This window comes from Streptomyces sp. NPDC019396, assembly GCF_040632375.1.
GTDB lineage: Bacteria > Actinomycetota > Actinomycetes > Streptomycetales > Streptomycetaceae > Streptomyces.
This window is the reverse complement of sequence record NZ_JBEYBS010000048.1, coordinates 1-16,199: the sequence shown is the minus strand read 5'-3', so window position 1 is coordinate 16,199 and position 16,199 is coordinate 1. Positions and strand designations below refer to the sequence as shown.

The 16,199-nt window shown below is 63.9% G+C and carries 13 protein-coding genes and 2 pseudogenes; 9 read left to right on the top strand and 6 right to left on the bottom strand.

Annotated elements, in window-relative coordinates; all coding sequences use genetic code 11:
• Positions 1–1,672 precede the first annotated feature (1,672 nt).
• Complete coding sequence (locus ABZ532_RS30340) at positions 1,673–2,206, top strand: helix-turn-helix transcriptional regulator (protein WP_361290877.1); 534 nt, start codon at positions 1,673–1,675, stop codon at positions 2,204–2,206.
• A 145-nt stretch (positions 2,207–2,351) separates the two neighbouring features.
• Positions 2,352–2,819: an ATP-binding protein gene (locus ABZ532_RS30335; RefSeq protein WP_361290873.1), complete on the top strand. Its 468-nt coding sequence runs from the start codon at positions 2,352–2,354 to the stop codon at positions 2,817–2,819.
• A 219-nt stretch (positions 2,820–3,038) separates the two neighbouring features.
• Here the strand turns inward: ABZ532_RS30335 and ABZ532_RS30330 are convergent, their stop codons facing one another.
• Both ABZ532_RS30330 and ABZ532_RS30325 read right to left on the bottom strand, forming a co-directional pair.
• Positions 3,039–3,266: a hypothetical protein gene (locus ABZ532_RS30330; RefSeq protein WP_361290870.1), complete on the bottom strand. Its 228-nt coding sequence runs from the start codon at positions 3,264–3,266 to the stop codon at positions 3,039–3,041.
• Positions 3,267–3,436: 170 nt separating this feature from the next.
• The gene (locus tag ABZ532_RS30325) at positions 3,437–3,784 is read right to left on the bottom strand and encodes a hypothetical protein (protein WP_361290867.1); all 348 of its coding nucleotides are present in this window, start codon (positions 3,782–3,784) and stop codon (positions 3,437–3,439) included.
• Positions 3,785–4,822: 1,038 nt separating this feature from the next.
• Here ABZ532_RS30325 and ABZ532_RS30320 point away from each other — a divergent pair.
• From ABZ532_RS30320 to ABZ532_RS30305, 4 genes and pseudogenes are all read left to right on the top strand, one after another.
• A complete protein-coding gene (locus tag ABZ532_RS30320) occupies positions 4,823–5,209 on the top strand; it encodes a hypothetical protein (protein WP_361290864.1) in 387 nt (128 codons plus the stop codon).
• A gap of 105 nt (positions 5,210–5,314) precedes the next feature.
• Positions 5,315–6,292 carry an IS630 family transposase gene (locus ABZ532_RS30315; RefSeq protein WP_361290880.1) on the top strand — a complete coding sequence of 326 codons (978 nt, stop codon included), beginning with the start codon at positions 5,315–5,317 and terminating at the stop codon, positions 6,290–6,292.
• A 537-nt stretch (positions 6,293–6,829) separates the two neighbouring features.
• Positions 6,830–8,089, top strand: a pseudogene (gene istA / locus ABZ532_RS30310) (IS21 family transposase).
• Positions 8,086–8,475: an ATP-binding protein gene (locus tag ABZ532_RS30305; RefSeq protein WP_361290861.1), complete on the top strand. Its 390-nt coding sequence runs from the start codon at positions 8,086–8,088 to the stop codon at positions 8,473–8,475. The pseudogene istA and the gene ABZ532_RS30305 overlap by 4 nt, the downstream one beginning before the upstream one ends.
• 46 nt (positions 8,476–8,521) lie before the next feature.
• Here ABZ532_RS30305 and ABZ532_RS30300 read toward each other — a convergent pair whose 3' ends face one another.
• From ABZ532_RS30300 to ABZ532_RS30290, 3 genes are read right to left on the bottom strand one after another with little or no spacing between them, the layout of a single operon-like run.
• Positions 8,522–8,971 carry a DUF6262 family protein gene (locus tag ABZ532_RS30300; protein WP_361290858.1) on the bottom strand — a complete coding sequence of 150 codons (450 nt, stop codon included), beginning with the start codon at positions 8,969–8,971 and terminating at the stop codon, positions 8,522–8,524.
• Positions 8,968–11,124 carry a tyrosine-type recombinase/integrase gene (locus ABZ532_RS30295; protein ID WP_361290855.1) on the bottom strand — a complete coding sequence of 719 codons (2,157 nt, stop codon included), beginning with the start codon at positions 11,122–11,124 and terminating at the stop codon, positions 8,968–8,970. Before ABZ532_RS30295 ends, ABZ532_RS30300 begins: the two co-directional genes overlap by 4 nt.
• Positions 11,114–12,250 (bottom strand): tyrosine-type recombinase/integrase, encoded by a 1,137-nt coding sequence (locus ABZ532_RS30290; RefSeq protein ID WP_361290852.1) that lies wholly within the window; start codon positions 12,248–12,250, stop codon positions 11,114–11,116. Before ABZ532_RS30290 ends, ABZ532_RS30295 begins: the two co-directional genes overlap by 11 nt.
• A gap of 129 nt (positions 12,251–12,379) precedes the next feature.
• On the opposite strand from ABZ532_RS30290, the gene ABZ532_RS30285 reads away from it, so the two are divergent.
• Positions 12,380–12,856, top strand: a complete 477-nt coding sequence (locus ABZ532_RS30285) for an ATP-binding protein (protein ID WP_361290850.1) — start codon at positions 12,380–12,382, stop codon at positions 12,854–12,856.
• Between the two features lie 26 nt (positions 12,857–12,882).
• Here the strand turns inward: ABZ532_RS30285 and ABZ532_RS30280 are convergent, their stop codons facing one another.
• A complete protein-coding gene (locus ABZ532_RS30280) occupies positions 12,883–13,413 on the bottom strand; it encodes a hypothetical protein (protein ID WP_361290847.1) in 531 nt (176 codons plus the stop codon).
• A gap of 181 nt (positions 13,414–13,594) precedes the next feature.
• On the opposite strand from ABZ532_RS30280, the pseudogene ABZ532_RS30275 reads away from it, so the two are divergent.
• Positions 13,595–13,762 (top strand): annotated as a pseudogene (locus tag ABZ532_RS30275) (IS256 family transposase); the annotation flags it as partial.
• 108 nt (positions 13,763–13,870) lie between these two features.
• Positions 13,871–15,217, top strand: coding sequence for an RICIN domain-containing protein (locus ABZ532_RS30270; RefSeq protein ID WP_361290844.1), 1,347 nt, complete (start codon positions 13,871–13,873; stop codon positions 15,215–15,217).
• Positions 15,218–16,199 lie beyond the last annotated feature (982 nt).

Here is a 16,199-nt window from a genome sequence, read left to right as displayed (position 1 = left end):
GGAACGACGCGACGACATCCACGAAGCCTTCCTCGGACTCGCCACCTGCCTCATCACCCACCGACACGTCCAACGCCTTTGTTAGGAGTTCTTAGCGCTAACGGCTGTACCGATGTTCCCCAAGGCCGAGCACCGGGCGTGCTCCGCGTACGGCCGCTGACATTTGAGGCGACCGCCTCCTATGTGCAACGCCTTGCCACCGCATACCGGCTGACGCTGCCCCAGCTCCTCGAGAGCACCGGCATCACCCTGACCGGCCACGGCACGCTACCGACATCTGAACTCCACCTCAGCCCTGCCGTCTGCCACAATCTCGCCGCCCTGCCCCGCACCCCACTCCCCCACCTGACACGCGCCATGCCCCGTCTCGCCCCCAACGACGACGCCCACCACACTGCAGCCGCCGCACGCTGGAAACGGCTGGAGGCCGCACAGCAGCCCGTCCGCGCCTGCACCCTGTGCACCCGCCACCGCGGCCAGAACGCCACCGACACCGCCTGGGCTCATCGGCCGCCGCACCAACTGGTGTGCCCGCGCCACCACCAAGCCGCTCCCGACCCGCGGCTCACCTCCACCGTCCGCACATGGGCAGTGCCGGAGCTTGCCGCCGCGCACCACGCACACCAGCGACTCCTACAACACCCCCGAGCCGCCACCGCCTGGACCGCGGCACGCGCCATCACCCGCTGGCACGACCACCAGCAGCGCCTCCCCCACACTCCTCGCACGCGACCTGATCACCTACCCCGAAACCGTTGCCCTCGCCCGCGCACTCGCCACCCTCCCGGACCGGCCACACCACACCACCGGCAACGCCCTCAGCCTTCGCCCACCGACTCGGGCTACCACGCCTGCCCCTCAACGCGAACGACCCGCTCCAGGCCTTCCTCACCCACCACTGACCAGCACCATCCAGAACCCCCGAGCTCCCAGAGAGCGCAGCCGCCTACGGACGTGCCACCCCACCTACGAGAAAACCAAGATCAATCCCACACAACTACCGGACCGCAGGCCAACCGTCCGAACAACCAAACCGAACACACCCCCAGACCACCCCCATCACGCCCGAACGCAACCGCTTCAGCCATCCGAATCCCACACCCAAAGTCGGAACACCAGACCAGAACATCCTCGAGACCTGAACATCACTGGCCCGCCACACCCGTCTGAGCTGCCCTGGTCCAAGTCGAGTCTTCCTGCACACCCGGCGGGTTGGTTCCGGTCACCCCTTAGGGAATTTCCCTGGGAATGTGGCCTGCGAGAGAGTTGTCTTAGGGAAAATCCCCGGGGCCAAGTCCTAGAACTTAAGGAAAAATGATCTCCGTGAAAAGCTCGTGCGGAGTACTGCGGTCACCTTTGGCGCTGAGGCATACGTTTATGCTTATCAGATCTCAAGGGGCATTAAGCTCCAGCATGGAGCATCACCACGCTAATCGACCATCATCCCTTTCTTGTCACTCCGTCATATCTTTGATCATTCTCCGGTGGAGTTAGTTGAGTACCGGCAGAGTATTTCTACTCTTGCAGGCTTGCGGCTCACTAGATGATGATTCGCGTCTCCAGGATCAGTTGCAAAGGGTGACAAATTGTGAGACTCCGAGGTTCGGGTGGCAATGGACTCGATTCCCTGGCCGCGACCCTCTCAGAAATTGCGGCAGGCAGCGGGGACCGCATGGCAAAGATTTCGCTTCTCATATGGAGAATGGACACAGAAGCCGAGATCGAGGGGAGTCACTCTATTCCTTCCGAGGCACGTCCAGAATGCGAGGACTTTCCAGGGGCGTATATCGAGCTCTGGGAAGGACTGCTCGAGGATTCCGAGCACAGGCTATATTTGCGGTTTTTGGGCAGAGCGTCGACAACTCTTCGCGACGAGGTCGTCGTGGAGATCGACTATGACTCTACCGACCGGCTGTTGGTTGAGGTCCCCTCAATGGTTCTCCCTGGAAACGCCGGGGAAAATCTGGTTGATCGCAGCGAGAGCCAAGGGCGGGTCTGTCGCTCACTTTCGAAGCGGCAGGGTGAGATAGCAAATCTGGTGGGCCGGGGTCTGACGAACAAGGAGATCGCCGCCAGACTCTTCATAAGCCATAAGACTGTGGAGTACCACCTATCTGTACTCTTTCAACGCTTTTCAATAGCCAGTCGTCGAGAACTCAGAAAGATCATGCAAGACCGTGTTCTCGTTGACGAGTCCCATTGGTAGGCCACTGAATAATACTCACGCGCTCAGGTCGGACAGGCTCACCAGATGGCCAAAAGTACTCATGCGGACGGACGGATATCGTGGATTACTGGGATACGTATGCGGCACCTGGCTGTACTGCACCTCGTAACCACCGGGAGGAATTATGCCTGCACTCTCACAATCATCCGGCCGGCTTGAGCATGGAAGGACTGTACCTTCCGAAGCCCGCACATTTATCCGCCAATTCGCATCCGCGCTTACGACGTCGGAGTTGGCCCCAGCACCTGATTTTCTGGAAGATGCCGAACTGCTCGTGAGCGAACTAGTAACAAATGTTGTGCTGCACGCACGGACAGCAGTTCACATACATTGCACGGCGACTGCCGACAAAGAGGGAATATCCCTGCTGGTCGGGGTTTCAGACGGCTCTCCGTGCCAGATCTCACATGGTGAGGAAGATTTGAGTTCGACCCATGGTCGGGGACTTTATTTGGTGAATGCACTCGCTGAAGAATGGTGGGTCACATATGGAACGGACTCCAAGACTGTCTGGTTTCGCCTTGGCCCACGGGCACACAATTGGAATTCGCAGGGGACTGCTTTCCCATGCAACATGAAAGCACTCTGCTAGCAGAACGCCACAGTCTAGGAATAGAAAGGATACGGTTCTCGTGAAGAGGAAACATGGGCGCTGCCTTTGCGCCTTCCCGGTACGCATGATTGAGGGACTCTTCCTCAACATTATTGCATTCAACTACACGCTCCAGGAAGAACGGTGCATCAGGCTTATCTACCGGAACAGCGGTCCGTCCCCCAGAGGGGAGGACGTGTGATCGGAAGGACCGGAGCATCACATGAGCCGCGCAGCAGGCCGCCCGGTCGCCGGATGAGCTGTGGTGTCGTGCCAGACAGCACCCCAGAGGATCATGCCCATTGTCGTGGTGTTGTGGATCAACTGGCGGTCGTGTCTGTGGTGTTGGGGTAGTGCGGGAGCACTGTCGGGGCGTTCGCGGTAGAGCTCGTCCATGCTGCCTTCGGGCAGGTAGCGGCGAGGGAAGGCGATCCATTCGTCGTGCATCTCGAAGAGCAGGGTTGATCAACCGACGTGGCCTGAGCAGTGGTGCACATAACTTCGTACTCGGTGGTGCACTCAGACGAGTACGCGGACAATCGGTGACCGGGAAGCCCCACCGTCATGACGTGTGGAGCTCCGTGCGGTGCACGGAACGACGGATTCGTTCCGCTCGGCTACTGTCGGCCCAGGCCCGTGTTCCCTTCTTGCCAGGCGGAGGCGCACCTCTCGATCCATGCCAATAGGTCAGGCACACCGTCGATCGTCAGCAGCGAAAACGGCGGGCAGCCTGCCAGCGGCTGGACATGCTCGAAGGCGTGGTCGGGGGCAAAAAGAATGAGCCGGCCGTCCTGACGGTGTGCAAGCGTCAGGTTTCCATTGGCTTCGATCGCCGCGGCGTAGTAGTCCGCTGCGTTGATCGGAAGGGTCAAACCCTCGTCTTCCCACGCCCACGCATAGGCATCCAGGTCGTCACCAACACTGTGCCGGGTCGCATCGATCGTGAGGACGTCGTCCTGGTTCACCCACCAGGTGTCAGGTTCCGAGAACCGTTCGGCGATCCCCCCGCATAGCCGCCAGAATTCTCCATGGACTGGGGCGACATCGACCCCGTTTCCAGAGTGAGGCGGATGGCACAACCACCCCCGTCGCATATCCTGCGGCCCCCAGGCCAACAGTTCGTACTCACGGCCCGCGACTGACACGGGAGTGAGAGTCGCTGCGGCGAGCAGTGCGGACAGTTCGGGCAGGCTCTCGCTCGACCCGCGGGCCCACGGACCTGGTGTACCGACTACGGCCCGATTCGTGGGTTCGACAAACCACGGAACCTTATCGACGAACTGCTCCCAGTCATCCATGCCGCCTACGGTGACATCTCATGTATCTATGAACGCGGAGGCGAGGGCAGAGACGCGGCAGCACTGCTCTCATCAGGCGACCACGCCGGTCAGAGGGACCCCCAGCGCCCACATCCGCCCTGGCACCACCGGCGGGTCCGGATCCTCCACGAGCGCCCGATGGACCCGCGCCACCAACACGTCCAGTTGATCCGTCTCCAGTCCTGTCGTAACGGCTCAACGGCCCTGCCCTGGTAGCTTCCCGACGTCTTCGCAACCGTCACGCTACCGAGCAGGGCCGTCTACATGATCACGGGCAGCCAGACCAAAACCCCCGTGAATAGGCCTCCCGGACTGGTCCAAGCCGTCCTCACCCTGCATCTGGCCAGCTCAGACTGAGGATGTAAAGGGGCTCAGTGCGGCGCGGACAGCCACCCGCAGCTTGGCGGCATCGGAAAACGCGCAACGCTGTGCGTCAGACCGGTCAGAACACGCCGGGTCAATCATGGGCAATCGGGCTGGATATCTGAAAAATCGATGGCCGACTAGCGAACAGCCCGCCCGACAGTAGCGAGATTATGGATTCTCCCTAGCATCACACGGGTAGCTCACGTTCTATTGTGCCTCGTGCACGACCCCCAGGCTCCTCTCGTTCGTATTGTGAGAAGTCCCTCTCGCAAGGAGTTGTGCACTGGCTCTCAAGGCAATATGCAGAAGGAGAGAAATATGGCCAGAAAACTGCGCCAGCGCATCCTCACACTGCTAGCGAATTCATCCGTTGCCGTTATGGGGCTCATTGGTGGCGCGCCAGCAGCGCAGGCGAACCACACACCCTATCCTGGTCATGACTTTCTCCTGCGTACATGCGCAGAGTTCGCAAGTGATGACGACGACGATACGAATTGCTCGTGGGAACCTTTGTTGGTGGAAAGTGGACTCAGCGATCGCCGGCAGGAAGGGGAGATGGTTTACAACTGTAACCATACGGGAACGTCCAGTAAATGGATCACCTGGAGCTCCACCAAAACCACGTCTCAAAATTTTTCGGTAGGCGCGTCCACAGAAGTCACCCTTTTCGGTGTCTTCAAGGTCGGCTTCCAGGCATCCTATTGATCCGAAACGCTTTGAGTTCAACCTCGTTGACAGTGCGTGAGGGATCTGGTGGGGGATGCGCGGACGTGGTCGCCGGACGTACAAGAGGCTGTGCGGTTGCTGGCGGTGTCCGCGCTGGTGAAGGGCCGGGACAGGGTAGAGGTCGCGGCCTTGTTCAGGGTGTCGGTCAGGGCCGTGGACAACTGGTGGGCGCGGTGGCAGGCGGGCGGCCGGGACGCGCTGCTGTCCCGTCCGCGAGGCCGCCGCACTGGCGAGCATCAGGTGCTGTCCGAGGGCGAGCAGGCTGCCGTGCGGCAGGCGGTCCTCGATCACATCCCCTGCGACCTGGGGCTTTCCGGTCAGCTGTGGACGCGGGGGCTCATAGGCGAGCTGATCTTCAAGCTGTACCGGGTCCGGTTCACCGAGCCCGGCGTGGGCAAGTACCTCAAGCGGTGGGGGCTGACCTTCCAGCGGCCGGACAAGCGGGCTGTCGAACAGGATCCGGAGGCCGTCCGCGCCTGGTGCGAGGAGACCTGGCCGGCGATCCGGGCCAGGGCGAAGGCGGAGGGCGCCGAAGTCCTCTTCGGCGACCAGGTCGGGATCCGCTCGGACCAGGTCACCGGCCGCACCTGGGGCGTCAAGGGGGGCGACCCCAGTTGTCCGCCGCACCGGGAACCGGTTCTCCGTGAACGCGATGTCCGCGATCAGCACGAAGGGCGGATGCACTTCATGGTCTTCACCGGCACCTTCGACGCGCAGGTGATGTGCCGCTTCCTTGCCCGGCTCGTGGGACACTTCGACCGGAAGGTCCACCTGATCGTGGACCGTCACTCGGCCCATCGTTCGAAGGCAGTCCGTGCCTGGCTCACCGACCACACGGACGAGATCGAGCTGCACCTCCTGCCCTCGTACTCACCCGTGTTGAACCCGGACGCGCTGGTCAACGCCGACCTCAAACGCATCCTGCCCCACACCCACCGGGCCAGGAACCAGAGCGAACTCGCCACCGAAACCCGCAGGTTCTTCCACCGCCGACAGCGTCAGCCCCACGTCGTCACCGGCTACTTCAAAGCCCCGCACGTCCGCGACATCCTCGACGAGTGAACCCAAAGAGTTTCGGATCAATAGGCAGCCCTTCCCGCGCAGCGGGGGAACCTCAAGCCCGCGTCCAGCGACAACCGGACCAACGCCGTCGACAGCACGGCAGGCACGCGGCTGAACGGGCGTCGCGGTTCCTCATTCCGCTCGCCCGGACACAGCCCCATGTCATACACCAGTCCCAGTCGTAGAGTTCGTCGCCCTCCCCTCCCACGATGCCGACACCACCGCCGGCGGAAGCACACGCCGACACCCTCACCCTCCCGGGCCCTCAAAACGCTGTACGGGCACCGCTGACCGCCAGCCGTCAACGCCGGACTCACCACCCCGTACCACAACGGCCGCACCGAAGGCGTCAACACACGAACCAAGAAGATCACGAGGCACGGCGAGCCGGGTTCCCCCGCTCCGCCACCGCGTCCTCCTCCAGTGATCACCACATAGCGCTACCACCGATCACGGGACAGAGCCCGGTTGTCGTTGCTCTCGTAAGACTGACCCCCAGGTGCTCTCGCAGAATTAACCCCCTTGAGCATCTGGAGGGTGCTGAAAGTGGAGGACTGGGCCGAGATACGCCGTCTGCATCGAGCGGAAGGCGTGCCCATCAAGGAGATCGCACGACGGTTGGGGGTGGCCCGGAACACGGTGCGGTCCGCGTTGAACTCGGATCGTCCCCCGGTGTTCCAGCGGGCTCCTCGGGGGCATGTCGCTGACGCCTACGAGCCGCAGATGCGGGCCCTGTTGCAGGAGAGGCCCAGGATGCCGGCCCCGGTGATCGCCGAGCGGATCGGCTGGCCGCACTCGTCGGCGCCGCTTCGCAAACGGCTGGCACTGATCCGGCCGGAGTACGTCGGGATCGATCCGGTCGACCGGGTCACCTACGAACCTGGGCAGGTCGCCCAGTGCGACCTGTGGTTCCCGGAGACGAAGGTGCAGGTGGGCGGCGGGCAGGAGCGGGTGCTGCCGGTGCTGGTGATGACGCTGGGGTTCTCCCGGTTCATGACCGCGGTGATGATCCCCTCGCGCCAGGGCGGCGACATCCTGTCGGGCATGTGGCAGCTGATCAGCGGCATCGGCCGGGTTCCAAAGACGCTGGTCTGGGACCGTGAGGCGGCGATCGGCGGGAGCGGGAAGCTCACGGCCCCGGCGGCGGCGTTCGCCGGCACCCTCGCCACGAAGATCAAGCTCGCGCCGCCCCGCGACCCCGAATACAAGGGCATGGTCGAGCGGAGCAACGGCTATCTGGAGACATCGTTCTTGCCTGGCCGGCAGTTCGCCTCGCCCGCGGACTTTAACCAGCAACTGGCCGAATAGCTCGTCAAGGCCAGCTCCCGTACGGTCCGGTCAATCCGGGGCCGTCCAGTCGACCTGCTGGAGACCGACTACCTGTCGATGATCCCGCTGCCACCGGTTGAGCCGCCGATCGGGCTCAGCCAGCGGGTCAGGCTCGGCCGGGACTACTACGTCCGCGTCGACACCGTCGACTACTCGGTCGATCCGCAGGTCATCGGCCGGTTCGTCGACGTCACCGCCTCCCCGGACACCGTGACCGTGTTCTGCGACGGCCAGGTCGTCGCCCGGCACGAGCGGTCCTGGGCCAAGCAGGCCGTCGTCACCGATCCCGTCCATGCCACCACCGCTCAGCGGATGCGCCAGGCCCTGGCCCTGGACCGCGAGAAACGCGCGGCCGCGACCCGACATCACCCCGACGGCCATGCCGTCGCCCTGCGGGCCCTGCCCGACTACGACGCCCTGTTCGGCGTCGACTTCGATCCTGTGAGCCCGAAAGTGAGCAACGAATGACCACCGCAACCAAGGCGACCGCGGCACCGAAGGACGGCATGCCGTCCATGATCGCCTACCTGACGAGGGTGCTGAAAACCCCGACCATCGGCGCGTTCTGGGAGGAACTCGCCGCCCAGGCACGGGACGAAAACTGGTCCCACGAGGAGTACTTGGCCGCGTTGCTGCAGCGTCAGGTCGCCGACCGGGAGTCCAAGGGCACCGTGATGCGGATCCGCACCGCCCACTTCCCGCAGGTCAAAACGCTGGAGGACTTCAACCTCGACCACCTGCCGTCACTGCGGCGCGACGTCCTCGCGCACCTGGCGACCAGGACGTTTGTGGCAAAGGCGGAGAACGTGGTCCTGCTCGGGCCCTCGGTTATCGCCGGTTCGTTCGCGATCTGAGCATGTTTTTGCAGCTCAGGATGATTCTTCGATCGATGTGACGTGGTCAGCAGGGGCCGATGGTTCGCGTCCGCGGAACGGGGGTGTTGCCGCCTCGGCGGGCGAGTTCGCGTCGCAGGTCGAGGTTCTCGCCGTGGGCTCGTTCGAGCGCGTCCCGCAGGGCCTGTACTTCTTCTCGGTGCTGCTTCTTCAGGCGGGTGATCTGGCCGGTCAGTGCGAGGACGAGGGTGCTGTGCTCGTCCGCCGGAGGCGTCGGTGCGGGAACGGGCCGGGCCTGGGCCCGGAGTCGTTCGATGCGTCCTCGCAGGTCGGGGTGGTTATAGAGGAACGCATGGGAGACGCCGGCTTCCCTCTGGACGGCCTGAAAGGTGATCGGCTCACCGCGTTTGACCAGGGTGCGGATCGCCTTCTCTGCCGCGGTGGTCTTGGCCTGTGACTTGGCCTTCGCGGCGGTGGCGAGTGTCTGGGTGCGCTTGGTGCGAGTGTCGTCGGTCATGGCCGGGTCCTTCGGTGGCGGTCGAGGTCGAGGGTGAGCGGGACCGGGCCGGCGGGGGCGGCGCCGCAGCCGGCGCCCTGGATGGCGCCTCCGGGTTTGGAGCGGAGGGTGTCCAGGAGCTTGGTGAGGGCCGCGTGTTCGGCTCGTCGTTGCAGCAGCCAGACGTTGTCCTCGGGCATCGGGCGTCCGTGTCGCTGTTGGAACGCGGTGGTGCTGCGGTTGATCAGGGCCTCGGTCTCGTCCAACTGCCGTTCCAGAGCACTTTGGTGGGAGGTGTCGGTGACGAAGACCGAGCAGGTCAGACAGGCATTCCCCTTGTCGCAGGTCTGCAGGGGCGGCAGTAGGCACCAGCCGTGGGGCAGGAATCGGTCGGCGCGGTTGAACAGGTGGAGGCTGTCCTGGTCGTCGTGGGAGAAGGTGACGTGGGTGCCGTCTGCGCGGAGTTTCGCGGTGGCCAGGAACGCCTGCTCGGCGTGTTCCTGGCGGGCGGCGACGTAGTGCATCGTCATAGTCGGGGTCGCGTGTCCGGCATAGCGCATCAACACATGGACGGGCAAGTCGAGTTCGGCGAGCCGGGTCAGCTTGGTGTGACGGAAGCGGTGGGTGTGGCTGAGCCCGACGGACTTGCCCTTGCTGTCGGTGATCTTCACGATCTTGCTGAACTCGCGAAACATCCAGCTGTAGGTGCCCGAGGGGTAGGGCTTGTCGCCCTGCCGGTTCCCGGTCCGCTGCAGGAACAGGTGACGCGGGGTGATGCCGGGGAAGTGCTCACGGACCCACCGTCGTTGTTCCTCGATGACCGCGACGACCTCGGCGTCGACGAGGATGGTGTCCGGCGCGATGTCGATCTTGCTCTGTGCGTAGTGGAAGCGGGCGATCTGTTCTCCTTCGGCAGCGTCGACGGCCCGGTCGGGGACCGGGGAGAGACAGTCGAAGCGGCTGGTGCGGATTTCGCTGGCCCGTCGCCCGGTGAGGATCTGCAGCAGGATCATGCGCATGGCCTGCGGGTCGTCGAAGCCGCGGGCGGTGACCTGCTGTTCGTCACCGCGGGTGAGGGCCATCTCTTCGTGGCGGGGGAGCCCGAGCAGGGGTAGTGCGGCGGGGATCTGCGCGAGCGCGTGGTCGTCGACGTAGTGCTCGTTGTTGAGTTCGCGCCGGTCAGGGATGCGGGAGACCTGCCGGAACCAGCCAGCCGCGTGCGCGTCGGTGACCCGCGACCACGGGTTCGGCCCGAGGACCTGGCGAGCCTCGATGGGGTTCGCGGCGACGAACGCGAAGAGTTCGGCGACGGCCCGCAGGTCGTCGTTGACCAGGCGGGGATGGACGGGCTGCCCGGCGAACCGTTGCTCATTCTGTCGCAGGAGCCGGTTGGCGGGATCGGTGTCCCAGCGGCGGAAGGCGGCGGCCAGCTGGACCGCGTGGGCCGGGTCGCCCAGAACGTCGAGGGGGTCGGTGAAGGTCTGGAGCCACCGGTCGAAGCGGGCGAAGCATCGCATCCGCTCCTGGCTCACGGTCGACCAGCGCAACGTGCCGGCCTCCAACTGGGTGCCCAGGCACCACTTCACGGCCTCCCGCAGCCACGGCTGAGTGATCTTCGAGGGGGAACAGCCGTAGTGGGCCTGAGGTTCGTGCTCGGCCAGCGGAATCCGCGGATCGCAGCGCGGATGCCACTCGTCCAGAGACCACCAGGGGCCGTCCGAACAGCGGGCGAGGAGGGCCAGACGGGAGAAGCGGAAGATCACCCGCAGCCGGGCGACGCTGCCGCGAGGAATGAGGCGGCCCCAGCGGGTTGCATAGAACCACCGCTGCAGAGCGGCCGCGGTCTCCCAGTCCATGGTCCGGATCGAGGCAGGGAAAGGGTGCTGGTCGCGGATCGCGCGGCGCAGGATGTTCGCGAACTGGTTGGTGCCCAGCACCGAGGAACGGGTCCCGTCCATCGCCTGCCAGTGCGCCATCCAGGCCAGTTCGGCGGCGATCAGGTCGGGCAGACCGGTCAGGTCGATGCTCCGGTCGCCGTTCTCGGTGATCTTCTCCCAGTCGTCGATGCCGTCCCTGATCGCCCGCCCCTTCCAGGGCTCTGGCAACTCGGTCCAGAGCCGCCAGAACGGATCCTCGTCGCCGGCCGCATGGAGATGACGCTGTTCACCCGCCATCGTCGACCTGCCAGGCAGAGATGTACGACTTCCAGTTCGCCGCGACCCGCAGGGCCTCGTCCTCGCGGACCCAGCCATAAAGGTCGAGGGTGGTCTGCACGTGTGCGTGACCGAGTCGGCGGGAGACCACCCACTCCGGCGTCCCGGCCAGCAACAGCGCGGTCGCGTGGCTGTGCCGGAACCAGTGCGGCGTCCAGGAGGCGGGGCCGACGCCCTTCTTGCGCAGGGCGGATACCTTGTCCCGCACCGTGCCCTCGCGCAGGGCGGCCAGCAGCGGCGGCCGCTCCAGGTTCACCAGCAGCGGCGATCCGGTATCGATCTCGATGCCGAACTCGGCGGCCCGGCAGGCGAGGTGGGTGAGGTAGTCGGCGAATAGTCGCTCCAGGTCGCTGCCGACATAGACGCGTCGCGGGCGCATCATCTTCACCCTGGCCCCGTTCGTGTTGTCCTCGCGAGGCACGATCTCGACATAGGGAGTGGAGCCACGGCCCATGACGAAGTCGCAGATCCGCAGGCCGAGGGCCTCTCCCAGGCGCATGCCGGTCTCGGCGAGCAGGGCGAACAGCAGCCGGTCGCGCAGGTTCCCTCTCCAGTCGCTGACCGTGGCGTCCGGCATCGCGCAGCCGTCCAGGATCGCCTGGATCTCAGTCGGTAGCAGCAGCGGAGGGCGCCCATGATGCCGCTGGCGCCGGACCCTGACCAGCGAGGACGGCGCGGGAGCGGTGCGGGCGTCCAGGTGCGCGAGCAGGCCCCGGGCCGGGGCCCGTCGCGGCGTCCCGCGCATGAGCCGGCCCTCGACCGGCACTGAGAAGACCGCCTCCTGCCAGCGATAGAAGGAGATCAGCGCGGCCAGTCTCGCCTCCAACGTCCCGGCCTCCGGGGCCGGTTCGGGCTCGACCAGGGTGTGCTCGACGGTGCGGCCATTGCGCAACCAGGACAGGAACCCCGAGACCGCCGGGACCCCGAGATCGCCCCACCTTCCGGTCTCGTCGCGCTGTTCGAGGAACGTCCACCACTGGGCCAGCGAGGTCGCATAGCCGCGGACCGTGTTCGGCGACCACAGCTGCCTATGGGCCTCCAGCCAGTCCTCGACCGGTGCGACGGTTCGGTACTTCTCGTCGATCACGGTCCACGTCCGCCGACCGTTCGCGGGCCGGACCGCCAAGCTATGCGCCACTGATGCCGTTCCGTCTCGTTGAAGAACTCCCGTTGATAGCAATGCATCAACGACGCAGAACGCTCACGGTGACGCTCGTTGCAGACAGAGAATCGAGGGGCTCACGCCCCGCTGATAACGCCCGGGATCGGCAAGACCCACCTGGCCATCGGCCTGGGAGTGAAGGCCGCCCACGCCGGCTACTCGGTCCTGTTCGACACCGCCAGCAACTGGATCACCCGTCTTGCCGAAGCCCATCAAGCCGGGCGCCTGGAAGCCGAGTTGAAGAAGATTCGTCGCTACAAGCTGATCATTATTGACGAGGTGGGATACATTCCGTTCGACCAGGACGCGGCCAACCTGTTCTTCCAGCTCATCGCCTCGCGTTACGAACAGGGCTCCGTCATGGTCACCTCGAACCTGCCCTTCGGGCGCTGGGGAGAGACCTTCTCCGACGACGTCGTGGCCGCGGCGATGATCGACCGCCTCGTCCACCACGCCGAGGACCTCACACTGACCGGCGACTCCTACCGGACCCGCCAGCGACGGGAACTCCTGGCCAAGGAGAACCGGTGAGGCTGGGCCTCACCGCCGCCGGCCCCTCAGCCGAATCGGTGGTAGACGACGTCAGCGAGATCTGCACGGTCGAAGGCGGAGACGTTGGTGAGGTGACTGTCGAACGGGCCTACCTTCGTCACCGAGCTACCGCGGCGGAACACGATCTGAAGACCCTGCTCGGGCTCCCAAGCGCACTCGCACTCCACGGAGACGTACACCTGCCGGTCGCCGTGGGCGTCCTCCCGCTGGACCGTCACCTCGCCTCCGGGCTGGATATGAGACCAGACGTCGTCCGGGCCAGCTATGGAGACGAGGTCCTCATCACCGCCCACCTCGGCCTTCACGTCCAGGTAGTACTGGAAGACCGGCATCGACGCGGACCTCAGAGCTGACTCGTCGAGCTCCAGAAACGCGCTGATGGCCGTCTCGAAGTCGGCCTTCGCATCGTCATCGTCATAGCCGACGACGGCGAACCGGCAGAGGGTGTCACCGAAGACGGGAACGGGGAGCGACGGGCTCACATAGTCGCCAAAGTCAGCGTCGACGGCCACGGGGCCAAGGCCGAGGATCTCCATAGGCGCACTCTATGGCCTCTGGGTAGACGACTGTCACCTCGCGCACAAGCCGACGAACAAAGCCGAAACAACCCCAGGGGGTCAATTCTGCGGGACTGGTGGGTGGTCATTTCTGCGAGAGCGTTGACACCGGTGATCGGTGTAACTCCTGAGCAGAAACCGGAAGTTGATGACCGACGTGAGTGTACGAGACCGAGGGCGCTTCCCCACCGAGCAGGCCGCCGTCAAGTGCGTCTACCTCGCGGTCATGAGCCTGGACCCGACCGGGAACGGCGCGAAGCGCTGGACCAGGCGATGGAAGCCAGCCCTCCAAGCCTTCGACGGCCGCCTCACCGCGCCCCAGCGGTAACAACCAACCCGCGGTTACACCACTCGCTGGACCCTGGGCCGACACCCCTCTCGCGGTCGCATTGGAAGACCTCGTTCCGGTGTGGAGGTTCCCGGTGGCCCCGGGACGATGGTGAAAGACTGGGGAGAATCACTAGGGTGCGAGCGTGCCGGCGGCGCAAGACTAAGACCCGGATCCGATAAGTCTTCACTCATGTTAGTGGAGCACGGAATATCGAAACAGGGAGCAAAAGTGCGCCTTATGACTACCCCTCGCTTCTCTAACCGGCACTACCGCAGACACCGCAGTGGAACACTCTCACGTTACACAAGGCCGACTGCAATAACCTGCCTCGCATGCGTCACGCTGATAGCGAATGCCGCGCAGAGTTCAGCCGAAGAGACCAGACCATGGCTCGAATTTGGCGTATCCGCCGAATCTGCCACTGAGGCATGCGCGACGAATACGCTTGATTTTGGACGCTATTTTAGATCCGACGTAGAGCGTTGCCAGTTTATTGTCACATCAGAGCGTCAAGGCAATCTGTACGAATATGAAAACGTGATTGAAAAAGAGGCCGATACAGGCGACTCCATAAGTCAGTGCGGCCTTGAGCCGTCGACTGTAAGGTTCAGCAGAAGCGAAAGCACCACCGCGGGAGTCACAGTCACGGATGGTAACAGTAATTCCATTGCCGTGACCGCCACAGCGACTTTGAAGGGCATCTTCATGGAGGCGTCAACCAGCCTTCAATACACGCGCACCTCAAGCCATTATGTCGCTTACCAAAATATGCAGAGTGTAACGAATACCGTTGACACTGGCGGCGCGTGGAGAAAATCCACTCAGCTCACCTTCAACCCTAAAGCAATCATCGCAAACGGATATTGGCAAATTCAACTCAAGAGAACACATAACCCAGATGGGACAACTACGACACATAACCCGAGCGATCCGAAAAATATCCTAAGGGTGAATAGCGTCGTCAAATTTCCCATACATTCAGGCGACAACAAAATCCAGGGCACTTGGGCCACGCGAATTGAGGACTGCCTCCCCAGCCCCATGGCGGCAATGAATAAATGTTTGGATCTTCGCGATGGCGACTCGGGGGGTACCATCCCTAACGGTAGGCCAGTTCAGCTGTACAGGTGTAAGTCGAATCCAGCACAGCAGGTAACTTTTCTCGCAAACCATCAACTGAAAGTTCGCGACAAGTGCATATCTCCCGTAGATGACAAGATGACGAATGGAACTAAGCTGCACGTATGGTCTTGCGTTAACGGCCATAAGCCCATGACATGGTATCCGACTGGTAGCGATGGAGGTTTCTCCTGGCAGAATGGCGCTAATAGAAATATGTGCATAGACATTCCGGGTGCAAAGTCGATCGATCTTTCACAACTGCAGCTCTATCGCTGCAACAACGACTCGGGGGCACAACGCTTTACGACAAAGTGGGATAGCATACGGTAAGTCACCCCACACCGCGCAACCCCACACAACCACACCTAGCCTCAACACCATGCTCCCGGCGACAGGACCGGAAGCACCCGCGGCCGGGCCTCCACCCAGAGAGCGAGACCCGGCCGCCAAGAACCCCACAACGGAAACGAGCTTGACGGTCCACCTGAACAGGGCGGAACCCGAGAGCCCCACAGCCCGGCGCAGCGATTCGGGCCGGTTCGGCTCAGCTCGCCGTTCAGCCGCTGCCTGCAGCCCTCAGGCTTTCGCCCGCCTCGCGGCCTCCATCCTCCGCCGCAGATAGCCGCACGATCCTCCGAAGTCGCACTGGGGTTACCTGCCTCGACGCGAACCGGGCCCTGTGAGCGCAGTGCGCTCTCTGGCTTTGGCTGCGGTGCCGCTACCGATGCCAGCCGCCGCCGTTGTGCCTGCCGTGAACGACGACATCCCCGACGAGTCCGGTCTGATACGGATCGACATCACCGCCTGCACCGCAGACGCCGCCGCCCTGGTGATCGAGCAGCTCAGTGCGCTCTGGCTCACCAGCCCCTCCTCTCTGACACAGCGCCCGACGGAAGCATCCGGGTCGCAGTCCACGCGGACGTCAACCGCCTCCCCGAAGAAGGCGGCTACCCGTTCCCCACCTGCCAGCACCTCAGCGACGAATAGCCACGCCACCCACCTGTACCCGCCACAGCCGGGACCGCGAAAGCGCGGCCCCGTATCGCGCGATACAACCCTCTGCCCGCGCCGGGGAGCCGGAAAGCCTGGGAGCCGGGGAGCCGGGCATGAACGAGCCGGGCATGAACGAGCCCCCCGTCGGCCAGAGCACGCCGACGGGGGGCTCGATACGCCCGTGCCCAAAACGATGGAAGACACAGGCGGCTTGAGGGGCGCCCTGAAGTTTCCCCGTGATCCTGGACACGATCTTGTTATGCCGCGAGGGCGTGTTGTTGATGCCGTCGGGTCTCGGACGGGGTGAGGTAGCCGAAGA